This is a genomic window from Escherichia sp. 94.0001, from assembly GCF_013369155.2.
Lineage (GTDB): Bacteria > Pseudomonadota > Gammaproteobacteria > Enterobacterales > Enterobacteriaceae > Escherichia > Escherichia coli_F.
Genome location: NZ_JABWMS020000047.1, coordinates 1 through 23,661 on the forward strand (window position 1 = coordinate 1; position 23,661 = coordinate 23,661).

Annotated in this window: 24 protein-coding genes; 19 read left to right on the top strand and 5 right to left on the bottom strand. The window is 50.2% G+C overall.

Annotation, left to right across the window (positions count from 1 at the left end):
• The 7 genes from HEN33_RS17880 to csiR form a co-directional block, all read left to right on the top strand.
• A partial coding sequence (locus tag HEN33_RS17880) for an alpha amylase C-terminal domain-containing protein (protein ID WP_203219659.1) occupies positions 1-2,215 on the top strand: 2,215 nt, incomplete at its 5' end.
• Positions 2,216-2,549: 334 nt separating this feature from the next.
• Positions 2,550-3,527, top strand: coding sequence for a glutarate dioxygenase GlaH (gene glaH / locus HEN33_RS17885; RefSeq protein WP_176262649.1), 978 nt, complete (start codon positions 2,550-2,552; stop codon positions 3,525-3,527).
• Between the two features lie 19 nt (positions 3,528-3,546).
• Positions 3,547-4,815, top strand: a complete 1,269-nt coding sequence (lhgO, locus tag HEN33_RS17890) for an L-2-hydroxyglutarate oxidase (protein WP_176262650.1) — start codon at positions 3,547-3,549, stop codon at positions 4,813-4,815.
• A gap of 22 nt (positions 4,816-4,837) precedes the next feature.
• On the top strand, positions 4,838-6,286 hold the full coding sequence (gabD, locus tag HEN33_RS17895) for an NADP-dependent succinate-semialdehyde dehydrogenase (protein WP_000772890.1): 1,449 nt from the start codon (positions 4,838-4,840) through the stop codon (positions 6,284-6,286).
• 13 nt (positions 6,287-6,299) lie between these two features.
• Positions 6,300-7,580: a 4-aminobutyrate--2-oxoglutarate transaminase gene (gabT, locus tag HEN33_RS17900; RefSeq protein WP_105278431.1), complete on the top strand. Its 1,281-nt coding sequence runs from the start codon at positions 6,300-6,302 to the stop codon at positions 7,578-7,580.
• 236 nt (positions 7,581-7,816) lie between these two features.
• Positions 7,817-9,217, top strand: coding sequence for a GABA permease (gene gabP / locus HEN33_RS17905; protein ID WP_001295173.1), 1,401 nt, complete (start codon positions 7,817-7,819; stop codon positions 9,215-9,217).
• 20 nt (positions 9,218-9,237) lie between these two features.
• Positions 9,238-9,900 (top strand): DNA-binding transcriptional regulator CsiR, encoded by a 663-nt coding sequence (gene csiR / locus HEN33_RS17910; RefSeq protein ID WP_176262651.1) that lies wholly within the window; start codon positions 9,238-9,240, stop codon positions 9,898-9,900.
• Here the strand turns inward: csiR and kbp are convergent, their stop codons facing one another.
• A complete protein-coding gene (gene kbp, locus HEN33_RS17915) occupies positions 9,901-10,350 on the bottom strand; it encodes a potassium binding protein Kbp (protein ID WP_000522415.1) in 450 nt (149 codons plus the stop codon).
• 83 nt (positions 10,351-10,433) lie between these two features.
• On the bottom strand, positions 10,434-10,592 hold the full coding sequence (locus tag HEN33_RS17920) for a YqaE/Pmp3 family membrane protein (protein WP_000508177.1): 159 nt from the start codon (positions 10,590-10,592) through the stop codon (positions 10,434-10,436).
• A gap of 182 nt (positions 10,593-10,774) precedes the next feature.
• Here HEN33_RS17920 and HEN33_RS17925 point away from each other — a divergent pair, with 182 nt between their 5' ends.
• Positions 10,775-11,074: an ArsR/SmtB family transcription factor gene (locus HEN33_RS17925; protein ID WP_176262652.1), complete on the top strand. Its 300-nt coding sequence runs from the start codon at positions 10,775-10,777 to the stop codon at positions 11,072-11,074.
• A 9-nt stretch (positions 11,075-11,083) separates the two neighbouring features.
• Positions 11,084-11,608, top strand: coding sequence for a thiosulfate sulfurtransferase YgaP (gene ygaP / locus HEN33_RS17930; RefSeq protein WP_001229453.1), 525 nt, complete (start codon positions 11,084-11,086; stop codon positions 11,606-11,608).
• 46 nt (positions 11,609-11,654) lie between these two features.
• Here the strand turns inward: ygaP and stpA are convergent, their stop codons facing one another.
• Positions 11,655-12,059, bottom strand: a complete 405-nt coding sequence (gene stpA / locus HEN33_RS17935) for a DNA-binding protein StpA (protein ID WP_000115383.1) — start codon at positions 12,057-12,059, stop codon at positions 11,655-11,657.
• A gap of 666 nt (positions 12,060-12,725) precedes the next feature.
• Between stpA and alaE the strand changes: the two genes are divergently transcribed.
• On the top strand, positions 12,726-13,175 hold the full coding sequence (gene alaE, locus HEN33_RS17940) for an L-alanine exporter AlaE (RefSeq protein WP_000492661.1): 450 nt from the start codon (positions 12,726-12,728) through the stop codon (positions 13,173-13,175).
• Positions 13,176-13,211: 36 nt separating this feature from the next.
• Here the strand turns inward: alaE and HEN33_RS17945 are convergent, their stop codons facing one another.
• The gene (locus HEN33_RS17945; RefSeq protein WP_000281320.1) at positions 13,212-13,556 is read right to left on the bottom strand and encodes a DUF2002 family protein; all 345 of its coding nucleotides are present in this window, start codon (positions 13,554-13,556) and stop codon (positions 13,212-13,214) included.
• Positions 13,557-13,707: 151 nt separating this feature from the next.
• On the opposite strand from HEN33_RS17945, the gene HEN33_RS17950 reads away from it, so the two are divergent.
• Positions 13,708-14,037: a DUF883 domain-containing protein gene (locus tag HEN33_RS17950; protein ID WP_001295174.1), complete on the top strand. Its 330-nt coding sequence runs from the start codon at positions 13,708-13,710 to the stop codon at positions 14,035-14,037.
• Between the two features lie 56 nt (positions 14,038-14,093).
• Here the strand turns inward: HEN33_RS17950 and pdxR are convergent, their stop codons facing one another.
• Complete coding sequence (pdxR, locus tag HEN33_RS17955; protein WP_105282299.1) at positions 14,094-15,428, bottom strand: MocR-like pyridoxine biosynthesis transcription factor PdxR; 1,335 nt, start codon at positions 15,426-15,428, stop codon at positions 14,094-14,096.
• An 87-nt stretch (positions 15,429-15,515) separates the two neighbouring features.
• Here pdxR and HEN33_RS17960 point away from each other — a divergent pair, with 87 nt between their 5' ends.
• The 8 genes from HEN33_RS17960 to proX all read left to right on the top strand — a co-directional run bounded on the left by HEN33_RS17960 (position 15,516) and on the right by proX (position 23,558).
• Positions 15,516-15,947, top strand: coding sequence for a carboxymuconolactone decarboxylase family protein (locus HEN33_RS17960; protein WP_000209820.1), 432 nt, complete (start codon positions 15,516-15,518; stop codon positions 15,945-15,947).
• Positions 15,948-16,155: 208 nt separating this feature from the next.
• A complete protein-coding gene (gene nrdH, locus HEN33_RS17965) occupies positions 16,156-16,401 on the top strand; it encodes a glutaredoxin-like protein NrdH (RefSeq protein WP_001223227.1) in 246 nt (81 codons plus the stop codon).
• Positions 16,398-16,808, top strand: coding sequence for a class Ib ribonucleoside-diphosphate reductase assembly flavoprotein NrdI (nrdI, locus tag HEN33_RS17970; RefSeq protein WP_176262653.1), 411 nt, complete (start codon positions 16,398-16,400; stop codon positions 16,806-16,808). The genes nrdH and nrdI overlap by 4 nt, the downstream gene beginning before the upstream one ends.
• Entirely contained in the window at positions 16,781-18,925 is a 2,145-nt protein-coding gene (gene nrdE / locus HEN33_RS17975) for a class 1b ribonucleoside-diphosphate reductase subunit alpha (protein WP_176262654.1), read from the top strand. Before nrdI ends, nrdE begins: the two co-directional genes overlap by 28 nt.
• A gap of 9 nt (positions 18,926-18,934) precedes the next feature.
• Complete coding sequence (nrdF, locus tag HEN33_RS17980) at positions 18,935-19,894, top strand: class 1b ribonucleoside-diphosphate reductase subunit beta (RefSeq protein WP_000777949.1); 960 nt, start codon at positions 18,935-18,937, stop codon at positions 19,892-19,894.
• 355 nt (positions 19,895-20,249) lie between these two features.
• Positions 20,250-21,452, top strand: a complete 1,203-nt coding sequence (gene proV / locus HEN33_RS17985) for a glycine betaine/L-proline ABC transporter ATP-binding protein ProV (RefSeq protein ID WP_000985494.1) — start codon at positions 20,250-20,252, stop codon at positions 21,450-21,452.
• Complete coding sequence (gene proW / locus HEN33_RS17990) at positions 21,445-22,509, top strand: glycine betaine/L-proline ABC transporter permease ProW (RefSeq protein ID WP_000774978.1); 1,065 nt, start codon at positions 21,445-21,447, stop codon at positions 22,507-22,509. The genes proV and proW overlap by 8 nt, the downstream gene beginning before the upstream one ends.
• Before the next feature lie 56 nt (positions 22,510-22,565).
• Positions 22,566-23,558, top strand: a complete 993-nt coding sequence (gene proX, locus HEN33_RS17995) for a glycine betaine/L-proline ABC transporter substrate-binding protein ProX (protein WP_001216531.1) — start codon at positions 22,566-22,568, stop codon at positions 23,556-23,558.
• Positions 23,559-23,661 lie beyond the last annotated feature (103 nt).

Here is a 23,661-nt window from a genome sequence, read left to right on the forward strand (position 1 = left end):
CGACAACCCCACATTGTTATCATGGAAAATTACTGACGGGGATCTAAATTCCAAATTAAATACATTAGAATATCTAAACTGTATAACAAATATTATTAATTCTTGTGGAGTTTATCCTCAGGATTTAAAAGACAGAGAAATTATATCAACTTTTCACGCAGAAAAAGTCATTAATGATCTGTTAAAAAACGATTATAAAATTTCCCTTTTTCCAGATACAACTTACCGAGAGTTGAATAAAGCAGCACAGCGTAGCATTACAGCGCCAGACAGGATAGGAGAAGGAAAAACATGGGTTTATCAACGAGATACAATGATTGAAAGAGGTGATAACAGCGGTGTTCATCAGTATGGTCCAGCTGAACATTTCACTCACATTATATCTGACAAACCGTCTCCAAAAGATAAGTATGTTGCATATGCTATTAACATTCCTGACTATGAACTGGCAGCTGATGTATATAATATTAACGTAACGTCACCTTCCGGCCAGCAAAAAACATTTAAAATATTAATCAATCCAGAACATCTACGGCAAACACTTGAGCGTAAATCTCTTACTGCTGATCAGAAATCACAATGTGAAATCATCACACCCAAAAAACCTGGCGAGGCGATTCTTCATGCTTTTAATGCCACCTACCAGCAAATCAGGAAAAATATGGCCGAGTTTGCACGTTGCCATTATGGTTATATACAAATCCCTCCCGTAACAACTTTCCGCGCCGACGGACCAGAAACACCTGAAGAAGAAAAAGGTTACTGGTATCACGCTTATCAACCCGAAGATCTTTGTACCATCCATAATCCAATGGGAGATTTGCAGGATTTTATCGCATTGGTTAAAGATGCCAAAAAATTTGGCATCGATATCATTCCTGATTATACATTTAACTTTATGGGGATCGGAGGAAGTGGTAAAAATGATCTGGATTATCCCTCTGCCGATATACGAGCGAAGATTAGTAAAGATATAGACAGTGGTATCCCTGGCTATTGGCAAGGTCAGGTCTTGATTCCCTTTATTATAGATCCAGTAACTAAAGAACGTGACCAAATCCATCCAGAAGATATACATCTCACTGCAAAAGACTTCGAAGCAAGTAAAGATAATATTTCTAAGGATGAATGGGAAAACCTCCATGCATTAAAAGAAAAGCGTTTAAATGGAATGCCTAAAACAACACCCAAAAGTGACCAGGTTATTATGTTGCAAAATCAATACGTTCGTGAAATGCGAAAATATGGCGTACGAGGTTTACGTTATGATGCAGCAAAACACTCAAAACATGAACAAATAGAGAGGTCGATAACCCCACCGCTTAAAAATTATAATGAACGGTTGCACAATACAAATTTATTTAATCCAAAATATCAAAAAAAAGCTGTTATGAATTACATGGAATACCTGGTAACTTGTCCGTTAGATGAACAACAAATGTCATCGCTGCTTTATGAAAGAGATGATTTAAGCGCCATTGATTTTTCATTGCTCATGAAGACGATACAAGCCTTTTCATTCGGTGGAGATCTCCAAACCCTTGCATCAAAACCGGGTTCCGCAATCTCAAGCATCCCATCAGAAAGACGGATATTGATTAACATCAACCACGATTTCCCTAACAATGGTAATCTTTTCAATGACTTTTTATTTAACCATCAGCAAGATGAACAATTAGCAATGGCATATATGGCCGCTCTCCCGTTCAGCAGGCCTTTAGTTTACTGGGATGGTCAGGTATTAAAATCAACGACTGAGATTAAAAATGATGATGGGTCCACTCGTGTCGGCGGTGAGGCGTGGCTTAATAAAGGTTGCTCTACCTATCAGCAGCTCTACAATGAATTCCACGCATTATATATAGATAAAGAAGGAATATGGAGCGCATTTGAGGGTGTATTTGCAACTAAAAATGTTCTGGCCTTTAGTCGTGGGGATTCTGTGAACATTAATCACTCTCCTCATGATGGACTAGTTATAATAAATAAAGGAAACGAAGAAGTTGAAGGTACCTGGCCTAACAAATTGCAACCAGGAATATATAAAAACATGGGGAGTAATAGCGTTACCATTAATAATAATAATACACGCAAAAGTATTCCCCCTGGTAAAGTATTTACGCTTAGAGGCGGAGCTCTAAATATCAATATTCCTGGGCGCAGCGCTCTTCTTTTAGGGAAAACAGGAGAACCGCCGAACTATTTCTATTTGTAATTTAATGTTATATCTGCCCCGCTAAAACGGGGCAGATGATATGTTTAGTTTACTAACGGTCATTTTGCAGTGAAGCCATTTACTGTTTTTTATCGACCAGATAATCTGTTCTCTGATGGTAGCTCTCCCTAACCTGTTGCTTTAGTTATTCATTTCCTGTCTCCTTTGCCTTAATACCCTACATTAAATGTTACTAATTTATTGCTTTTGATCACAATAAGAAAACAATATGTCGCTTTTGTGCGCATTTTTCAGAAATGTAGATATTTTTAGATTATGGCTACGAAATGAGCATCGCCATGTCACCCTACATCTCATAAGAGGATCGCTTCTGATGAATGCACTGACCGCCGTACAAAATATCGCTGTCGATTCAGGCCAGGACTATAGCGGATTCACTCTCATCCCATCGGCGCAATCCCCGCGTCTGCTGGAACTCACCTTCACCGAACAGACGACCAAACAGTTTCTCGAGCAGGTTGCCGAATGGCCCGTGCAGGCGCTGGAGTACAAATCGTTTCTGCGTTTTCGGGTAGGCAAAATTCTTGATGATTTGTGTGCGAATCAGCTGCAACCGTTGCTGTTGAAGACGCTGCTAAACCGTGCTGAAGGTGCGCTGTTAATTAATGCGGTAGGTGTCGATGATGTCGCGCAGGCAGATGAGATGGTGAAGCTGGCAACGGCGGTGGCGCATCTGATTGGTCGCTCAAATTTCGACGCCATGAGTGGTCAGTATTACGCGCGTTTTGTGGTGAAAAATGTCGATAACTCAGACAGCTATCTGCGTCAGCCGCATCGTGTGATGGAGCTGCACAACGACGGCACCTACGTCGAAGAAATCACTGATTACGTGCTGATGATGAAAATCGACGAGCAAAACATGCAGGGCGGAAATTCGCTGCTGCTGCATCTCGATGACTGGGAACATCTGGAGCACTATTTCCGCCACCCGCTGGCGCGTCGCCCAATGCGTTTCGCCGCGCCGCCGAGCAAAAACGTCAGCAAAGATGTTTTCCATCCGGTGTTCGACGTCGATCAGCAGGGGCGCCCGGTGATGCGCTATATCGACCAGTTCGTCCAGCCGAAAGACTTCGAAGAAGGCGTGTGGTTGAGCGAGCTTTCAGACGCCATTGAAACCAGCAAAGGCATTCTGTCTGTACCCGTTCCCGTTGGCAAATTCCTGTTGATAAACAATCTGTTCTGGCTACATGGACGCGACCGCTTTACTCCGCATCCGGATCTGCGTCGTGAACTGATGCGCCAGCGCGGCTATTTCGCTTACGCCACTCACCACTACCAGACGCATCAGTAAGCGCAAAGGAATCGAGCGGATGTATGATTTTGTGATTATTGGCGGCGGCATCATTGGCATGTCGACCGCCATGCAACTGATTGATGTCTATCCGGACGCCCGCATTGCGTTGCTGGAAAAAGAGTCCGGCCCGGCCTGTCACCAGACGGGCCACAACAGCGGCGTGATCCATGCCGGGGTCTATTACACGCCCGGCAGCCTGAAGGCGCAGTTTTGCCTGGCGGGAAACCGCGCCACTAAAGCCTTTTGCGATCAAAACGGCATTCGCTACGACAACTGCGGCAAGATGCTGGTCGCCACGTCTGAACTCGAAATGGAACGGATGCGCTGCTTATGGGAACGCACGGCGGCGAACGGTATTGAGCGCGAGTGGTTAAACGCCGAGGAGCTACGCGAGCGCGAACCGAATATCACCGGACTGGGCGGCATTTTTGTGCCGTCCAGCGGTATTGTCAGCTACCGCGAAGTGACGGCGGCAATGGCAAAAATCTTCCAGGCCAGAGGCGGTGAGATTATTTATAACGCCGAAGTCAGCGCCCTCAGTGAGCATAAAAACGGCGTGGTGATACGGACCCGTCAGGGCGGTGAATATGAAGCATCGACGCTGATTAGCTGTTCCGGGCTGATGGCTGACCGGCTGGTGAAAATGCTCGGCCTCGAGCCGGGCTTTATCATCTGCCCGTTCCGTGGCGAATATTTCCGCCTTGCCCCGGCGCATAACCAGATTGTTAACCACCTGATTTACCCCATCCCCGACCCGGCAATGCCGTTTTTGGGTGTGCATCTCACCCGCATGATCGACGGCAGCGTGACCGTCGGGCCAAACGCGGTGCTGGCGTTCAAACGCGAAGGCTATCGCAAGCGCGACTTCTCATTTAGCGACACGCTGGAGATTTTGGGCTCGTCGGGGATTCGCCGGGTGCTGCAAAACCATCTACGCTCAGGACTGGGCGAGATGAAAAACTCGCTGTGCAAAAGCGGCTATCTGCGGCTGGTGCAAAAGTATTGTCCCGGGCTTTCGTTAAGCGATCTCCAGCCCTGGCCCGCCGGTGTGCGGGCGCAGGCAGTATCGCCGGACGGCAAGCTGATTGACGATTTTCTGTTTGTCACCACCCCGCGCACGATCCACACCTGCAATGCGCCCTCCCCGGCAGCGACATCAGCAATTCCTATTGGTGCGCATATTGTCAGCAAGGTACAAACGCTGTTGGCAAGCCAGAGTAACCCCGGACGCACGCTGCGAGCGGCACGTAGTGTGGATGCCTTACACGCCGCCTTTAATCAATAACCTTTGAAAACAGGATGTAGCGATGAAACTGAACGACAGTAACTTATTCCGCCAGCAGGCGTTAATTAACGGGGAATGGCTGGACGCCAACAATGGCGAAGTCATCGAGGTCACTAATCCGGCGAATGGCGACAAGCTGGGTAGCGTACCCAAAATGGGCGCAGATGAAACCCGCGCCGCTATCGACGCCGCCAACCGCGCCCTGCCCGCCTGGCGTGCCCTTACCGCCAAAGAACGCGCCAACATTCTGCGTAACTGGTTCAATTTGATGATGGAGCACCAGGACGATTTAGCGCGCCTGATGACCCTCGAACAGGGTAAACCGCTGGCGGAAGCGAAAGGCGAAATCAGCTACGCCGCCTCCTTTATTGAGTGGTTTGCCGAAGAAGGCAAGCGTATTTATGGCGACACCATTCCCGGTCATCAGGCCGATAAACGCCTGATTGTTATCAAGCAGCCGATTGGCGTTACCGCCGCTATCACGCCGTGGAACTTCCCGGCAGCGATGATTACCCGTAAAGCCGGTCCGGCGCTGGCGGCAGGCTGCACGATGGTGCTGAAACCCGCCAGTCAGACGCCTTTCTCTGCGCTGGCGCTGGCAGAGCTGGCGATTCGCGCGGGCATTCCGGCTGGCGTATTTAACGTGGTCACCGGTTCGGCGGGCGCGGTCGGTAACGAACTGACCAGCAATCCGCTGGTGCGCAAGCTGTCGTTTACCGGCTCGACCGAAATTGGCCGTCAGTTAATGGAACAGTGCGCGAAAGACATCAAAAAAGTGTCGCTGGAGCTGGGCGGCAACGCGCCGTTTATCGTCTTTGACGATGCCGATCTCGATAAAGCCGTGGAAGGCGCGCTGGCCTCGAAATTCCGTAACGCCGGGCAAACCTGCGTCTGCGCCAACCGCCTGTATGTGCAGGACGGCGTGTATGACCGCTTTGCCGAAAAATTGCAGCAGGCGGTGAGCAAACTGCACATCGGTGACGGGCTGGAAAAAGGCGTCACCATTGGGCCACTGATCGATGAAAAAGCGGTAGCAAAAGTGGAAGAGCATATCGCCGATGCGCTGGAGAAAGGCGCACGCGTGGTTTGCGGCGGTAAAGCGCATGAACGCGGCGGCAACTTCTTCCAGCCAACCATTCTGGTGGATGTTCCGGCCAACGCCAAAGTGTCGAAAGAGGAGACGTTCGGCCCCCTCGCCCCGCTGTTCCGCTTTAAAGATGAAGCCGATGTGATTGCGCAAGCCAATGACACCGAGTTTGGCCTTGCCGCCTATTTCTACGCCCGTGATTTAAGCCGCGTCTTCCGCGTGGGCGAGGCGCTGGAATACGGCATCGTCGGTATCAATACCGGCATTATTTCCAATGAAGTGGCCCCGTTCGGCGGCATAAAAGCCTCGGGTCTGGGTCGTGAAGGTTCGAAGTATGGCATCGAAGATTATTTAGAAATCAAATACATGTGCATCGGTCTTTAACTGGAGAACGCGAATGAGCAGCAATAAAGAGTTAATGCAGCGCCGCAGTCAGGCGATTCCCCGTGGCGTTGGGCAAATTCACCCCATTTTCGCTGATCGCGCAGAAAACTGCCGGGTGTGGGACGTTGAAGGCCGTGAGTATCTTGATTTCGCGGGCGGGATTGCGGTGCTCAATACCGGGCACCTGCATCCGAAAGTGGTTGCGGCGGTGGAAGCGCAGTTGAAAAAACTGTCGCACACCTGCTTCCAGGTGTTGGCTTACGAGCCGTATCTGGCGCTGTGCGAGATTATGAATCAGAAGGTACCGGGCGATTTCGCCAAAAAAACGCTGCTGGTGACGACTGGTTCCGAAGCGGTGGAAAACGCGGTGAAAATCGCCCGCGCCGCCACCAAACGTAGCGGCACCATCGCCTTTAGCGGCGCGTATCACGGGCGCACGCACTATACGCTGGCGCTGACTGGCAAGGTGAATCCGTACTCTGCTGGGATGGGCCTGATGCCGGGCCATGTTTATCGCGCGCTTTATCCTTGCCCGCTGCACGGGATCAGTGAAGATGACGCTATCGCCAGTATTCACCGGATCTTCAAAAATGACGCTGCGCCGGAAGATATCGCCGCCATCGTGATTGAGCCGGTTCAGGGCGAAGGCGGTTTCTACGCCGCGACGCCAGCCTTTATGCAGCGTTTACGCGCACTGTGTGACGAGCACGGGATCATGTTGATTGCCGATGAAGTGCAGAGCGGCGCGGGGCGTACCGGCACGTTGTTTGCGATGGAGCAAATGGGCGTGGCACCTGATCTCACCACCTTTGCGAAATCGATCGCGGGCGGCTTCCCGCTGGCGGGCGTCACCGGGCGCGCCGAAGTGATGGACGCTGTCGCACCGGGCGGCCTTGGCGGTACCTATGCGGGTAACCCGATTGCCTGCGTGGCAGCGCTGGAAGTGTTAAAGGTATTCGAGCAGGAAAATCTGCTGCAAAAAGCCAACGATCTGGGGCAGAAACTGAAAGACGGATTGTTGGCGATCGCCGAAAAACACCCGGAGGTAGGCGACGTTCGCGGGCTGGGGGCGATGATTGCTATCGAGCTGTTTGAAGGTGGCGATCACAGTAAACCGGACGCAAAACTCACCGCCGACATCGTGGCGCGCGCCCGCGATAAAGGCCTGATTCTTCTCTCCTGCGGCCCGTATTACAACGTGCTGCGCATCCTTGTCCCGCTCACTATTGAAGATGCTCAGATCCGTCAGGGTCTGGAGATCATCAGCCAGTGTTTTGATGAGGCGAAGCAGTAGCACCGCACCATGCCGGAGGCGACGCTTCGCGTCTTGTCCGGCCTACGAGAATCCAGGTCGGATAAAGCGTTTACGCTGCATCCGACAATCTGTATGTGAACAGGAATAAATCTATGTCGGCCGGATAAGGCGGAGCCGCTCTCCGGTAAAAAGAACCAATAACAATTACACGCGTGACCCGACGCGGGAAATGTCGGGGCGCTCTCCCAAGTGACACACTTTCGAGAGGATTCAGGATGGGGCAATCATCGCAACCACATGAGTTAGGCGGCGGGCTGAAGTCACGCCACGTCACCATGTTGTCTATTGCCGGTGTTATCGGCGCAAGTCTGTTTGTCGGTTCCAGCGTCGCCATCGCCGAAGCGGGCCCGGCGGTATTACTGGCCTATCTGTTCGCCGGATTACTGGTGGTTATGATTATGCGGATGTTGGCGGAAATGGCGGTTGCCACGCCCGACACGGGTTCGTTTTCCACCTATGCCGATAAAGCTATTGGCCGTTGGGCGGGTTATACCATCGGCTGGCTGTACTGGTGGTTTTGGGTACTGGTTATCCCGCTGGAAGCCAACATCGCCGCCATGATCCTGCACTCGTGGGTTCCAGGCATTCCTATCTGGTTGTTTTCCCTCGTCATTACCCTCGCCTTAACTGGCAGTAATTTATTAAGCGTTAAAAACTACGGCGAATTTGAGTTCTGGCTGGCGCTGTGCAAAGTCATCGCTATCCTGGCCTTTATTTTCCTTGGTGCAGTCGCAATTAGCGGTTTTTACCCTTATGCCGAAGTGAGCGGGATCTCAAGATTGTGGGATAGCGGCGGCTTTATGCCCAATGGCTTCGGTGCGGTATTAAGCGCGATGTTGATTACCATGTTCTCGTTTATGGGCGCAGAAATTGTCACCATTGCCGCCGCGGAATCCGACACGCCGGAAAAACATATTGTCCGCGCCACCAACTCGGTTATCTGGCGTATTTCTATCTTCTATTTGTGCTCTATTTTTGTCGTCGTGGCATTAATACCGTGGAATATGCCGGGGCTGAAAGCCGTGGGTTCTTATCGCTCGGTTCTGGAATTGCTCAATATTCCTCATGCGAAATTAATCATGGACTGCGTGATATTACTTTCCGTAACCAGTTGCCTGAACTCGGCGCTGTATACCGCGTCAAGGATGCTCTACTCCTTAAGCCGTCGCGGTGATGCACCCGCGGTAATGGGCAAAATTAACCGCAGTAAAACCCCGTACGTGGCGGTGTTACTCTCCACCGGCGCGGCGTTTTTAACGGTGGTGGTTAACTATTACGCACCGGCGAAAGTGTTTAAATTTCTGATCGACAGCTCCGGCGCTATCGCCCTGCTGGTTTATTTAGTCATCGCCGTTTCGCAATTACGAATGCGCAAAATCCTGCGAGCAGAAGGAAGCGAAATTCGCCTGCGAATGTGGCTTTACCCGTGGCTCACCTGGCTGGTAATCGGCTTTATTACCTTTGTGTTGGTAGTGATGCTATTCCGCCCGGCGCAACAGTTAGAAGTGATCTCCACCGGTTTATTAGCGATAGGGATAATCTGTACCGTGCCGATTATGGCGCGCTGGAAAAAACTGGTATTGTGGCAAAAAACACCCGTTCATAATACGCGCTAATAATGATCAGGAGTCACACCATGACCATTACGTCTCTGGATGGCTATCGCTGGCTGAAGAACGATATTATTCGCGGTAATTTTCAACCGGATGAAAAATTACGGATGAGTTTGCTGACATCGCGTTATGCACTTGGCGTTGGGCCGTTGCGGGAAGCGCTTTCGCAACTGGTAGCAGAACGACTGGTCACGGTGGTGAATCAAAAAGGGTATCGGGTGGCGTCTATGTCAGAGCAGGAGCTGCTCGATATTTTCGACGCCCGCGCCAATATGGAAGCGATGCTGGTCAGTCTGGCGATTGCCCGCGGTGGCGATGAATGGGAGGCAGACGTTCTCGCAAAAGCGCATCTGCTGAGTAAGCTGGAGGCCTGTGACGCCAGTGAGAAAATGCTTGATGAGTGGGATCTGCGTCATCAGGCGTTTCATACTGCAATTGTGGGGGGCTGTGGTTCTCACTATTTGCTGCAAATGCGTGAACGGTTGTTTGATCTGGCGGCGCGCTATCGATTTATCTGGCTGCGGCGAACAGTGCTTTCGGTAGAAATGCTGGAGGATAAACACGATCAGCACCAGACCCTGACTGCGGCGGTACTGGCGCGAGATACCGCGCGCGCCAGTGAGTTAATGCGCCAGCATTTACTGACGCCAATTCCCATTATCCAGCAGGCAATGGCTGGCAATTAACTACTCTTCAGGAATACGCAACACTTGCCCCGGGTAAATTTTATCCGGGCTTTTTAGCATCGGTTTATTCGCTTCGAAGATTTTATTGTACAGATTGGCGTTACCGTAGACCTGTTTGGAAATGGCACTCAGAGTGTCGCCAGACTTAACGGTATAAAACTGGCTGGCAGTGGCTGGTGTCGCCGTTTTCACCTGATCATCGACACTGGCAATACCGGAAATATTCCCCACCGCAACAAGGATTTTCTCCTTCGCCTCCTGACTTAAGCCGTCACCAGTGACCGTCGCTTTGCCGTCGGCAATTTGAATATTCACTTTATCGGCATCAGGTATACCGGTTTTGTTCAAATGCTCCTGCACCTTCTTCGCCTGATCGTCTTTATCGTGCTGACCTGTAACCGCGTCCCAAAGTTTTTCTCCGGCATCTTTCACAAAATTGAACAGACCCATAGCTACCTCATTCGTTAACGGAAACACTCAGAAAGTGTAGCAGAGGAACGCGGCGCGTTAACGCCGCGGGGGTGAGGACAGGTTTAATCGCGGGTTTGCACCCAGAACGCGTGAATCAAACCGGGGATATACCCAAGCAGTGTCAGCAGAATATTAATAATGAACGCCCAACCGAACCCTTTACCGAGCAGCACGCCGAGCGGCGGCAGAATGATGGTGATGACGATTCTCCAGAAACCCATATGTACTCCCTATAAGAAAATTACTCATTGTTTAAAAAGAGATTTTATCTCTTAAGCGTAGTAATTTTAGCGGAGCCTGCCAGTTTCAGCTTACGCTTTTACTCTCATTTACGCGGCTGATGCTGGCATATGTTGTATTTTTAGTTTAGAGTTTACTTAATTTAGAGAATACTTAAATAACTATGGCTGAACTCGCGCAATTACAGGCCAGTGCCGAACAGGCAGCGGCCTTATTGAAAGCAATGAGCCACCCCAAACGGTTGCTGATTCTGTGCATGCTTAGCGGTTCACCCGGCACCAGCGCGGGAGAGCTGACGCGCATTACCGGATTGAGTGCCTCTGCGACATCACAGCATCTCGCTCGTATGCGAGACGAAGGGCTTATCGACAGCCAACGGGATGCCCAACGCATTCTATATTCCATTAAAAATGAGGCGGTAAATGCCATTATCGCCACCCTGAAAAATGTCTATTGTCCGTAAGGAGTCACTATGGCTTTGACAACCATTTCGCCGCATGATGCACAAGAATTAATCGCACGCGGCGCAAAGTTAATCGATATTCGTGATGCTGATGAATATCTTCGTGAACATATTCCTGAAGCAGATTTGGCTCCATTATCTGTGCTCGAACAGTCAGGTCTTCCGGCTAAATTACGTCGTGAGCAAATTATCTTCCACTGCCAGGCAGGTAAACGCACCAGTAATAACGCCGATAAATTAGCAGCGATTGCCGCACCCGCAGAAATCTTTTTACTCGAAGATGGGATTGATGGCTGGAAAAAAGCAGGATTGCCAGTTGCGGTAAATAAGTCTCAACCCTTGCCGTTAATGCGCCAGGTGCAGATCGCCGCGGGTGGTTTAATATTAATCGGCGTTGTACTGGGTTATACCGTAAATAGTGGTTTCTTCTTATTAAGTGGCTTTGTTGGTGCCGGGTTACTGTTTGCAGGAATTAGCGGTTTTTGTGGGATGGCAAGGTTGTTAGATAAGATGCCGTGGAACCAACAAGCTTGAGAAGCGACGCCGGACGCGCCATAGCAGCGACATCCGGCCTCAGTAATTAGATCAGGAAATCGTCGAGAGATTTACCTTCTGCCAGCGCCTGAGCGATTGGCTTCGGTGTACGGCCCTGACCGGTCCAGGTTTTAGTTTCACCGTTAACATCGGTGAATTTATATTTTGCCGGACGCGGCTGGCGTTTTTTACCAGCGCGTGGTGCAGCTGCAGAGCTATTACCCAGTAACTCTTCCGGATTAATTCCGTCAGCTTTCATCAGCTCCAGCCAGGTGCTAATTTTTTCCTGGCGCTCTGCCAGTTCACGCTGCTGCTGTTCTTCTTCTTCACGTCTTTCTTTAGTGACAACCCTGAATTTTTCGAGCATTTCTTCAAGAACGTCAATGGAGAATTCGCGAGCCATCGCACGGAGAGTGCGAATGTTATTTAGACTTTGTAACATTACGGACATAATAAAGGAAACCTTTTAACGCCAAAACAAAAAGTATTTCGTCGCGTAGTGTAAGCGATCACTTATTATATTTCCACAAAATTTAATCTATTTACAATCCTGCACGAGATTATTTCAGCTGTTATTTTCTGAAACTCTCAGAATAATTTCAAGATTATATATTAGCCAATTTGATGAGTAATTTCGGTTATTGGTGAACAGAGCGGCGCTCTCTGCTCGCTAATTCCGCAAGCCTGATAAAACCAAATCGAATAAAAATGCAATATATACGAATAAAAATAAACATCACTCACTGGTGCTTTCTGCTGTTAATGTACATTGTCTGGCATAAAAAATGCTGAAAATGACCCAGTCACTGCATACACCGAACTCTCTACGCTTATAGCGTTACCTCACCCCCAAACTTTCATTAGTGAAAATAAAGATACGTCCATATCTAATTGATTTAATTAAAAATAAATCATATCAGCATGTAAAAATCCACAATGTACAAAAAACGCGCCGCTACGGAATATTTTATCTACAAAAACAGATTAAATAAAAATTTTTCACTAATTGATTAGTCATAGCCAGCGATATACGCTATGCGAAAATGCAGATGGCAATGAGATCCACTGCTTTCATCTCTATTAACGTCCCATTACGCTTTTATTAAGGAGCATTAGCATGTTCTCACCGCAGTCACGCTTGCGTCATGCAGTTGCAGATACGTTCGCGATGGTTGTTTACTGTTCTGTCGTGAACATGTGTATTGAAGTTTTCCTCTCCGGAATGAGCTTCGAACAGTCTCTTTATTCCAGATTGGTAGCGATTCCGGTGAACATCTTAATTGCATGGCCATACGGTATGTACCGCGATCTGTTTATGCGCGCGGCACGCAAAGTTAGTCCGTCGGGCTGGGTAAAAAATCTGGCGGATATCCTGGCGTATGTGACGTTCCAGTCACCGGTGTATGTGGCGATCTTGTTAGTGGTGGGCGCAGACTGGCATCAGATTATGGCGGCGGTCAGTTCAAACATCGTTGTTTCGATGTTGATGGGGGCGGTTTATGGCTACTTCCTCGATTATTGCCGCCGACTGTTTAAAGTCAGCCGTTACCAGCAGGTAAAAGCCTGACCCTTCTTTTCGCGACTGGCATCGCCAGTCGCGTCTTTAACTGGCTTCGCCAAATAAACCATTCAAATAACGTTCAAGCGCAACACGCGAACTAAAGCCATGTGGGATACCGTAATGCTCATGACGTTCACCCGCTAAATAGAGCGGAAATTGCTGGTAATGATCGCAAGTTTTAATATCGGAAGCGGGTTCAGCCAGTGTTGAACTGCGTTCTTTTAATGTTGGATGAATTACCAGAGCGGTACGTCCCATTCGCGCTTCGCGATTAACATAGACATAATTTTCCCCACGGCGGTAACCATACGCTTTCTGAGTTACCACATCGACAGTAAAACCGACTTTTTCAAGTACGCGCGCCACCTCGTCTGGTCGTAAATACATATTTGATCCTCGTTATTATCAACCGCGGGCCTACCTTACCTGATTGCGCATTCACAACGCTTTCAGAAAAGTCCATAAAGCCGCGATGAATCTCAGTTAAGAAAATTATGGTCTACACTGAAAATTACATCGAATTCTAATGGGGGATCATATGTTTAACCGACCGAACCGCAACGACGTTGATGATGGCGTGCAGGATATCCAGAATGATGTCAATCAATTAGCTGACAGCCTCGAATCTGTATTGAAGTCCTGGGGCAGCGACGCCAAAGGGGAAGCCGAAGCCGCTCGTAGTAAAGCGCAGGCTCTACTGAAAGAAACCCGAGCGCGAATGCATGGTCGTACTCGCGTCCAACAAGCCGCGCGCGATGCCGTTGGCTGCGCGGATTCTTTTGTTCGTGAAAGACCCTGGTGTAGCGTGGGTACAGCAGCTGCGGTAGGTATTTTTATCGGCGCACTGTTAAGCATGCGCAAATCGTAGTGCTACAATGATAATAAATACGCGTCTTTGACCCCGGAACCTGATTTCGGGGTTTTTTAGCTTAAGGCTTTACGTAATTGTTGTGCTACCTGTCGCGCCATACCTTCGTTAACGATATTGGTAAAAGAGAGAAGTAATCCACCTTCCCCACTTGAGCGGATACGCCAGTCGCTAAGTGCCTGCACCGCAAGGCCTGCAGCATTGGCTTTACGCGCATGGGCAATATCATCGCCCATCATTCTGATCACCATCTGGATACCACCTTTCTGCGGCACAACCTGAAATCCCTGCTGCGTCAACGCTTGCTCAATCCATTGCCGACGTTGAGCATAATGCTGACGCATTTTCTTCAGATGCCGCCAGAAATGCCCCTCGCGAAGAAAGTCTGCCAGTGTGTTCTGCCATAGAACAGGTACCGCACATGGAGCCAGTGACGCCTGGTGGCGGAATTGTGCAATTTGCTTCACCGGCACCACCAGCCACGCACAGCGCAATGCAGGAAATAGTGCTTTGCTGAATGTTCCGGCATAAATTACCCGCTGCGGTGCATCGAGACTTTTTAACGCCGGTAACGGCTTACCGTGATAGCGAAACTCACTGTCATAATCATCTTCAATAATCCATGCCTGACTACGCTCTGCCCATTCCAGTATCTGATGCCTGCGCGCTAAAGAGAGCGCCACACCCAGCGGGCTTTGGTGTGCTGGTGTTATCAGGGCAAAACACGCATCAGGATAATTTTGTATTCCGCTTGTGATATCCAGTCCGTTGTCATCAACCGGCACAGGCAAAATTTCCACACCGTGGCGAGTGACAATCGGGCGAATCAGTGGAAAGCCGGGATCTTCCATCCACATCCCGTTTCCCGGTTTCGCCAGCGCGTGCAGAATTAAAGCCATTGAGGCCGCATAACCGTGAGTGATAAAGACCTGCTCTGGCTGACAATCAATCCCACGTGAAACGCGTAAGTAATCAACTATTGCCTCACGCAACGCCGCCTCACCGCAGACATCGCCTAACGCCAAATCAAAGCGCGTCTGGGTACGAAGGCGACGCCCCATCACCCGCGCCCACAGCTCTCGCGGAAAGAGATCGAGTGCGGGTAATCCCATTTGAAATGGCAACGGTTGCTGACTTTCACCGGCAAAAGACACAACTTGTACAGTAGATTGTTGCGGATATATCTGCTCACTGACAAATGTGCCAGCCTGTCCCCGCCTGATCAGCCATCCTTGCGCCACCAGCTCAGCATACGCATTTTCGACAGTGGATCGAGACACCCCCAGTTCCTGCGACCAGGTACGACTTGAAGGTAGCCTTGCGCCGGGTTTCAGTTCCCCTTGCTCAATAGCCGTTTTTAACTGACGGGCGATATCCTGATAGCGCGGCATATGGTCTGCTTTTTTAGGTAATTTATGGCTCTCTTTAGCAGTCCATTATAGTGCTACATTGCGGGCGTTAATAAGAGGAGAAACTGTATGACTACATTACGTCAGCCTTACTACGAACTTAGCCCAACGGTATATAACGCGCTGGTGCAGGCCAAAACGGCGCTGGAAAATAGCACGCTGGAAACTACGCTGATGGAGTTAGTTTATTTGCGCGTCTCGCAAATCAATGGTTGCGCATTTTGTCTGGAGATGCACAGCAAAGCATTACGCAAATCCGGTGTGCCGCAGCATAAGCTGGATGCCCTGGCAGGCTGGCGCGTAAGCCATCATTTTGACGATCGCGAGCGGGCGGCGCTGGCATGGGCGGAATCGGTGACCGATATTGCCCGAACCCATGCGGAAGACGACGTTTATCAGCCTTTGCTTGAGCATTTCAGCGCAGCAGAAATCAGCGACTTAACATTTGCCATCGGGCTGATGAATTGCTTTAACCGCCTGGCCGTTTCCATGCGGATGTAACTTCCTGATGCCGGGCAATCGCCCGGCAAAAAAACACAAAATCCCCTACCCCGTTGAGCCATTCATCGGTGGTGTAATCAATCTAAAATTCCCATATCTTGTATGGTTGAATCTTTTTTCAACTACATCTAGTATCTCTGTATCAACAGAGAGACAACCCGACGCGTATCATCGCGCCGTATCTTCATTTTAAACGGAAATACGAATCATGCGCATTACTATTTACACTCGTAACGATTGCGTTCAGTGCCACGCCACCAAACGGGCGATGGAAAACCGTGGCTTTGATTTTGAAATGATTAATGTCGATCGCGTTCCTGAAGCGGCGGAAGCGTTACGTGCTCAGGGCTTTCGTCAGTTGCCGGTAGTGATTGCAGGCGATCTTAGCTGGTCTGGTTTCCGCCCGGACATGATCAATCGTCTGCATCCAGCGCCACACGCGGCCAGTGCATGAGCCAACTCGTCTACTTTTCCAGCAGCTCCGAAAATACGCAGCGTTTTATCGAACGTTTAGGACTGCCCGCGGTGCGCATCCTGCTCAATGAGCGGGAACGGATTCAGGTAGACGAGCCTTACATCCTGATCGTGCCCTCTTACGGCGGCGGCGGTACGGCTGGCGCGGTGCCACGGCAGGTCATTCGCTTTTTAAACGACGAGCACAACCGGGCGTTGCTTCGCGGCGTTATTGCTTCGGGTAATCGCAACTTTGGTGAGGCGTATGGCCGCGCCGGAGATGTGATTGCCCGGAAATGCGGCGTGCCGTGGCTGTACCGCTTTGAACTCATGGGTACGCAAAGCGATATCGAAAACATTCGTAAAGGAGTAACCGAATTTTGGCAACGACAACCGCAGAACGCCTGACGCAGGAAACGATGGATTACCACGCTCTGAATGCGATGCTTAATATTTACGATAACGCGGGTCGCATTCAGTTCGATAAAGACCGCCAGGCAGTAGATGCATTTTTGGCGACGCATGTACGCCCGAATAGCGTGACCTTCAGCAGCCAACAGCAGCGCCTGAACTGGCTGGTCAACGAGGGTTACTATGATGAAAGCGTCCTCAACCGTTACTCTCGCGAATTTGTCATTACGCTATTTGCCCACGCACACGCCAGCGGTTTTCGTTTTCAGACATTCCTCGGAGCATGGAAGTTTTACACCAGCTATACGTTGAAGACATTCGACGGTAAGCGTTATCTGGAAGATTTTGCCGATCGAGTCACGATGGTGGCGCTGACGCTGGCACAAGGCGATGAAACACTGGCGACGCAACTGACCGATGAGATGCTGTCAGGACGCTTTCAGCCTGCAACACCGACATTCCTCAACTGTGGTAAGCAGCAGCGCGGCGAACTGGTTTCCTGTTTTTTGCTGCGTATTGAAGACAATATGGAGTCGATTGGTCGGGCGGTAAATTCCGCACTGCAACTGTCGAAACGCGGCGGCGGCGTGGCATTTTTGCTGTCGAATCTGAGGGAATCGGGCGCACCAATTAAACGTATTGAAAATCAATCCTCTGGCGTGATTCCGGTGATGAAAATGCTGGAGGACGCATTTTCTTATGCCAACCAGCTCGGCGCTCGTCAGGGTGCTGGCGCAGTCTATTTACATGCCCATCATCCCGATATTCTGCGTTTTCTCGATACGAAACGGGAAAATGCCGACGAGAAAATCCGCATTAAAACACTGTCGCTGGGGGTGGTGATCCCGGATATCACTTTCCATCTGGCAAAAGAGAATGCGCAGATGGCGCTGTTTTCGCCCTATGACGTTGAGCGAGTTTATGGCAAGCCGTTTGCCGATATCGCCATCAGCGAACACTATGCCGAACTGGTAGCCGATGAACGCATCCGCAAAAAATACATCAACGCCCGTGATTTCTTCCAGCGACTGGCAGAAATCCAGTTTGAGTCCGGCTATCCCTACATCATGTATGAAGACACGGTTAACCGTGCTAACCCTATTGCCGGGCGTATAAATATGAGCAATCTCTGCTCAGAAATTTTGCAGGTTAACAGCGCCTCAGAGTATGACGAGAATCTCGACTATGCCCGCACAGGCCATGATATTTCCTGCAATTTAGGTTCGTTGAATATTGCCCACACCATGGATTCCCCCGATTTTGCCCGCACGGTAGAGACTGCCGTGCGCGGTTTAACTGCGGTGTCAGATATGAGTCATATTCGCAGCGTGCCGTCCATCGAAGCCGGAAATGCCGCCTCACACGCTATCGGTCTGGGGCAGATGAATTTACACGGTTATCTGGCGCGAGAAGGCATCGCCTATGGTTCGCCGGAAGCACTGGATTTCACCAATCTCTATTTCTACACCATCACCTGGCACGCGCTGCGTACCTCAATGTTGCTGGCGCGCGAACGCGGTGAAACCTTCGCCGGGTTCAAACAGTCACGCTATGCCAATGGTGAATATTTCAGCCAATATCTGCAAGGGAACTGGCAGCCGAAAACGGCGATAGTTGGCGAGTTGTTTGCTCGCAGCGGTATTACGTTACCTACCCGCGAAATGTGGGCGCAACTGCGCGACGACGTGATGCGCTATGGCATATACAACCAAAATCTCCAGGCGGTGCCGCCAACCGGTTCCATCTCTTATATCAACCATGCCACGTCGAGTATTCATCCGATTGTGGCGAAAGTAGAGATACGCAAAGAAGGCAAAACAGGACGCGTTTACTACCCTGCCCCGTTTATGACTAACGAGAATCTGGCGCTGTATCAGGACGCTTACGAAATCGGCGCAGAAAAGATCATCGACACCTACGCCGAAGCGACTCGCCATGTCGATCAAGGACTGTCGCTGACACTGTTTTTCCCCGATACCGCCACCACTCGCGATATCAACAAAGCGCAGATTTACGCCTGGCGCAAAGGTATCAAAACGCTCTACTACATCCGCCTGCGTCAGATGGCGCTGGAAGGTACTGAAATTGAAGGCTGCGTCTCCTGCGCGCTTTAAGGAATATCTATGAAACTCTCACGTATCAGCGCCATCAACTGGAATAAGATATCTGACGATAAAGATCTGGAGGTGTGGAATCGCCTGACCAGCAATTTCTGGCTCCCGGAAAAGGTGCCGCTGTCGAACGATATTCCTGCATGGCAGACATTAAGTGTCGTAGAACAACAACTGACGATGCGCGTTTTTACTGGCCTGACGCTGCTCGACACGCTGCAAAATGTTATCGGCGCGCCTTCGCTGATGCCCGATGCGCTCACGCCCCATGAAGAGGCGGTATTATCGAATATCAGCTTTATGGAAGCGGTTCATGCCCGCTCTTACAGTTCGATTTTCTCGACGCTGTGCCAGACCAAAGATGTCGATGCCGCCTACGCTTGGAGTGAAGAAAACGCGCCATTGCAGCGAAAAGCACAGATTATTCAGCAACATTATCGCGGTGATAATCCGCTGAAAAAGAAAATCGCGAGTGTCTTTCTTGAATCATTTTTGTTCTATTCCGGTTTCTGGCTACCGATGTATTTCTCCAGCCGCGGAAAGCTAACTAATACCGCAGACCTGATCCGTCTGATTATCCGCGATGAAGCAGTGCACGGTTATTACATCGGCTATAAATATCAGAAAAACCTTGAAAAGATCTCCATGGCCCAACGTGAAGAGTTGAAGAGTTTCGCCTTCGATTTGCTACTGGAACTTTACGACAACGAGTTGCAATACACCGATGAGCTCTATGCCGAAACCACATGGGCTGACGATGTGAAAGCGTTTCTCTGTTACAACGCCAATAAGGCTTTGATGAATCTGGGCTACGAACCGCTATTTCCCGCAGAAATGGCGGAAGTAAATCCGGCAATCCTCGCCGCGCTTTCGCCGAATGCCGATGAAAATCACGATTTCTTTTCCGGTTCAGGCTCTTCATATGTGATGGGAAAAGCGGTAGAAACAGAAGATGAAGACTGGAATTTTTGACCGGTTATTTTTCAAAATTTCACCAACTTCAGCAGGGGAAATAATTCCCGCCAAATAGCTTTTTATCACGCAAATATTTTGTGGTGATCTACACTGATACTCTGTTGCATTATTCGCCTGAAACCACAATATTCAGGCGTTTTTTCGCTATCTATGACAAAAAAATATCAACTTTCTCGATTTGCTCTCAGCCCTTATATCATGGGAAATTCCGGCGATTTGCTCGCATCAATATTCATGCCACATTTGCCATCAGGGGTTGCCTCAGATTCTCAGTATGTTAGGGTAGAAAAAAGTGACTATTTCCATTGGGTAATGTATCGACATAAACAAATAACAGGAATCTTTCTATTGCATGGCAATTAAATTAGAAATTAAAAATCTCTATAAAATATTTGGCGAGCATCCTCAGCGAGCGTTCAAATATATCGAACAAGGACTTTCAAAAGAACAAATTCTGGAAAAAACCGGGCTATCGCTTGGCGTAAAAGACGCCAGTCTGGCCATTGAAGAAGGCGAGATATTTGTCATCATGGGATTATCCGGTTCGGGTAAATCCACAATGGTACGCCTTCTCAATCGCCTGATTGAACCCACCCGCGGGCAAGTGCTGATTGATGGTGTGGATATTGCCAAAATATCCGACGCCGAACTCCGTGAGGTGCGCAGAAAAAAGATTGCGATGGTCTTCCAGTCCTTTGCCTTAATGCCGCATATGACCGTGTTGGACAATACTGCATTCGGTATGGAATTGGCCGGAATTAATGCCGAAGAACGCCGGGAAAAAGCCCTTGATGCACTGCGTCAGGTCGGGCTGGAAAATTATGCCCATAGCTACCCGGACGAACTCTCTGGTGGGATGCGTCAACGCGTCGGATTAGCCCGCGCATTAGCAATTAATCCGGATATATTATTAATGGACGAAGCCTTCTCGGCGCTTGATCCATTAATTCGCACTGAGATGCAGGATGAGCTGGTAAAATTACAGGCGAAACATCAACGTACCATTGTCTTTATTTCTCACGATCTCGACGAAGCGATGCGTATTGGCGACCGAATTGCCATTATGCAAAATGGTGAAGTGGTGCAGGTTGGCACACCGGATGAAATTCTCAATAATCCGGCGAATGATTATGTCCGTACCTTCTTCCGTGGCGTTGATATTAGTCAGGTATTCAGTGCGAAAGATATTGCCCGTCGGACACCGAATGGCTTAATTCGTAAAACCCCTGGCTTCGGCCCACGTTCGGCATTGAAATTATTGCAGGATGAAGACCGCGAATATGGCTACGTTATCGAACGCGGTAATAAGTTTGTCGGCGCTGTGTCTATCGATTCGCTTAAAACCGCGTTAACGCAGCAGCAAGGTCTTGATGCGGCGCTGATTGATGCGCCATTAGCAGTCGATGCGCAAACGCCTCTTAGCGAGTTGCTCTCTCATGTCGGACAAGCGCCCTGTGCGGTGCCCGTGGTCGACGAGGACCAACAGTATGTCGGCATCATTTCGAAAGGAATGCTGCTGCGCGCTTTAGATCGTGAGGGGGTAAATAATGGCTGATCAAAATAATCCGTGGGATACCACGCCAGCGGCGGACAGTGCCGCACAATCCGCAGACGCCTGGGGTACACCGGCGACTGCACCGACTGACGGCGGTGGCGCTGACTGGCTGACCAGTACGCCTGCACCAAACGTCGAGCATTTTAATATTCTCGATCCGTTCCATAAAACGCTGATCCCGCTCGACAGTTGGGTCACTGAAGGGATCGACTGGGTCGTTACCCATTTCCGTCCCGTCTTCCAGGGCGTTCGCGTTCCGGTCGATTACATCCTTAACGGTTTCCAGCAATTGCTGCTGGGTATGCCCGCACCGGTGGCGATTATCGTTTTCGCTCTCATCGCCTGGCAAATTTCCGGTGTCGGAATGGGCGTGGCGACGCTGGTTTCGCTGATTGCCATCGGCGCAATCGGTGCATGGTCGCAGGCAATGGTTACTCTGGCGCTGGTATTAACCGCCCTGCTGTTCTGTATCGTCATCGGTTTGCCGTTGGGGATCTGGCTGGCGAGAAGTCCACGAGCGGCGAAAATTATTCGTCCACTGCTTGATGCCATGCAGACCACGCCAGCGTTTGTTTATCTGGTGCCAATCGTCATGCTGTTTGGTATCGGTAACGTGCCGGGCGTAGTGGTGACGATCATCTTTGCTCTGCCGCCGATTATCCGTCTGACTATTCTTGGTATTAATCAGGTTCCGGCGGATTTAATTGAAGCCTCGCGCTCATTCGGTGCCAGCCCGCGTCAAATGCTGTTCAAAGTTCAGTTACCGCTGGCGATGCCGACCATAATGGCGGGCGTTAACCAGACGCTGATGCTGGCCCTTTCTATGGTGGTCATTGCCTCGATGATTGCCGTCGGCGGGCTGGGTCAGATGGTACTACGCGGTATCGGTCGCCTGGATATGGGGCTTGCCACCGTTGGCGGCGTCGGGATTGTGATCCTCGCCATTATCCTCGACCGCCTGACGCAGGCCGTTGGGCGCGACTCACGCAGTCGCGGCAACCGTCGCTGGTACACCACTGGCCCTGTCGGTCTGCTGACCCGTCCATTCATTAAGTAACTCTGCACTTGCCCGGTGACGCCGGGCATATCCCCCTGCCAAAAAAAGGAATAACAATGCGACATAGCGTACTTTTTGCGACAGCGTTTGCCACGCTTATCTCTACACAAACTTTTGCTGCCGACCTGCCGGGCAAAGGCATTACTGTTAATCCGGTTCAGAGCACCATCACTGAAGAAACCTTCCAGACGCTGCTGGTCAGTCGTGCACTGGAGAAATTAGGTTATACCGTCAATAAACCCAGCGAAGTGGATTACAACGTTGGCTACACCTCACTTGCTTCCGGCGATGCAACCTTCACCGCCGTGAACTGGACGCCGCTGCATGACAACATGTACGAAGCTGCCGGTGGCGATAAGAAATTTTATCGTGAAGGGGTATTCGTTAACGGCGCGGCACAGGGTTACCTGATCGATAAGAAAACCGCCGACCAGTACAAAATCACCAACATCGCGCAACTGAAAGATCCGAAGATCGCCAAACTGTTCGATACCAACGGCGACGGTAAAGCGGATTTAACCGGCTGTAACCCAGGCTGGGGCTGCGAAGGTGCGATCAACCACCAGCTTGCCGCGTATGGACTGACCAATACCGTAACCCATAATCAGGGGAACTACGCAGCGATGATGGCTGACACCATCAGTCGTTACAAAGAGGGTAAGCCGGTGTTTTACTACACCTGGACGCCGTACTGGGTGAGTAACGAACTGAAACCGGGGAAAGATGTGGTCTGGTTGCAGGTGCCGTTCTCCGCACTGCCGGGCGATAAAAATGCCGATACCAAACTGCCGAATGGCGCGAATTACGGCTTCCCGGTCAGTACCATGCATATCGTTGCCAACAAAGCCTGGGCCGAGAAAAACCCGGCAGCAGCGAAACTGTTTGCCATTATGCAGTTGCCGGTGGCAGACATTAACGCCCAGAACGCCATCATGCATGACGGCAAAGCCTCAGAAGGCGATATTCAGGGACACGTTGATGGCTGGATCAAAGCCCACCAGCAGCAGTTCGATGGCTGGGTGAATGAGGCGCTGGCAGCGCAGAAGTAATTTTTATTCGGGCGGATAAGGCGCTTTTGCCGCATCCGCCGCTCTGTACACAATGCCTGATGCGATGCGGCCGCGTCTTATCATGCCTACAAACCACACCGCA

What these genes read in the sequence shown, in the direction of transcription:
- glaH (WP_176262649.1), top strand. Translation starts at nt 2,550, where the DNA reads ATGAATGCACTGACCGCCGTACAAAATATCGCTGTCGATTCAGGCCAG.
- lhgO (WP_176262650.1), top strand. Translation starts at nt 3,547, where the DNA reads ATGTATGATTTTGTGATTATTGGCGGCGGCATCATTGGCATGTCGACC.
- gabD (WP_000772890.1), top strand. Translation starts at nt 4,838, where the DNA reads ATGAAACTGAACGACAGTAACTTATTCCGCCAGCAGGCGTTAATTAAC.
- gabT (WP_105278431.1), top strand. Translation starts at nt 6,300, where the DNA reads ATGAGCAGCAATAAAGAGTTAATGCAGCGCCGCAGTCAGGCGATTCCC.
- gabP (WP_001295173.1), top strand. Translation starts at nt 7,817, where the DNA reads ATGGGGCAATCATCGCAACCACATGAGTTAGGCGGCGGGCTGAAGTCA.
- csiR (WP_176262651.1), top strand. Translation starts at nt 9,238, where the DNA reads ATGACCATTACGTCTCTGGATGGCTATCGCTGGCTGAAGAACGATATT.
- kbp (WP_000522415.1), bottom strand. Translation starts at nt 10,350, where the DNA reads ATGGGTCTGTTCAATTTTGTGAAAGATGCCGGAGAAAAACTTTGGGAC.
- HEN33_RS17920 (WP_000508177.1), bottom strand. Translation starts at nt 10,592, where the DNA reads ATGGGTTTCTGGAGAATCGTCATCACCATCATTCTGCCGCCGCTCGGC.
- HEN33_RS17925 (WP_176262652.1), top strand. Translation starts at nt 10,775, where the DNA reads ATGGCTGAACTCGCGCAATTACAGGCCAGTGCCGAACAGGCAGCGGCC.
- ygaP (WP_001229453.1), top strand. Translation starts at nt 11,084, where the DNA reads ATGGCTTTGACAACCATTTCGCCGCATGATGCACAAGAATTAATCGCA.
- stpA (WP_000115383.1), bottom strand. Translation starts at nt 12,059, where the DNA reads ATGTCCGTAATGTTACAAAGTCTAAATAACATTCGCACTCTCCGTGCG.
- alaE (WP_000492661.1), top strand. Translation starts at nt 12,726, where the DNA reads ATGTTCTCACCGCAGTCACGCTTGCGTCATGCAGTTGCAGATACGTTC.
- HEN33_RS17945 (WP_000281320.1), bottom strand. Translation starts at nt 13,556, where the DNA reads ATGTATTTACGACCAGACGAGGTGGCGCGCGTACTTGAAAAAGTCGGT.
- HEN33_RS17950 (WP_001295174.1), top strand. Translation starts at nt 13,708, where the DNA reads ATGTTTAACCGACCGAACCGCAACGACGTTGATGATGGCGTGCAGGAT.
- pdxR (WP_105282299.1), bottom strand. Translation starts at nt 15,428, where the DNA reads ATGCCGCGCTATCAGGATATCGCCCGTCAGTTAAAAACGGCTATTGAG.
- HEN33_RS17960 (WP_000209820.1), top strand. Translation starts at nt 15,516, where the DNA reads ATGACTACATTACGTCAGCCTTACTACGAACTTAGCCCAACGGTATAT.
- nrdH (WP_001223227.1), top strand. Translation starts at nt 16,156, where the DNA reads ATGCGCATTACTATTTACACTCGTAACGATTGCGTTCAGTGCCACGCC.
- nrdI (WP_176262653.1), top strand. Translation starts at nt 16,398, where the DNA reads ATGAGCCAACTCGTCTACTTTTCCAGCAGCTCCGAAAATACGCAGCGT.
- nrdF (WP_000777949.1), top strand. Translation starts at nt 18,935, where the DNA reads ATGAAACTCTCACGTATCAGCGCCATCAACTGGAATAAGATATCTGAC.
- proV (WP_000985494.1), top strand. Translation starts at nt 20,250, where the DNA reads ATGGCAATTAAATTAGAAATTAAAAATCTCTATAAAATATTTGGCGAG.
- proW (WP_000774978.1), top strand. Translation starts at nt 21,445, where the DNA reads ATGGCTGATCAAAATAATCCGTGGGATACCACGCCAGCGGCGGACAGT.
- proX (WP_001216531.1), top strand. Translation starts at nt 22,566, where the DNA reads ATGCGACATAGCGTACTTTTTGCGACAGCGTTTGCCACGCTTATCTCT.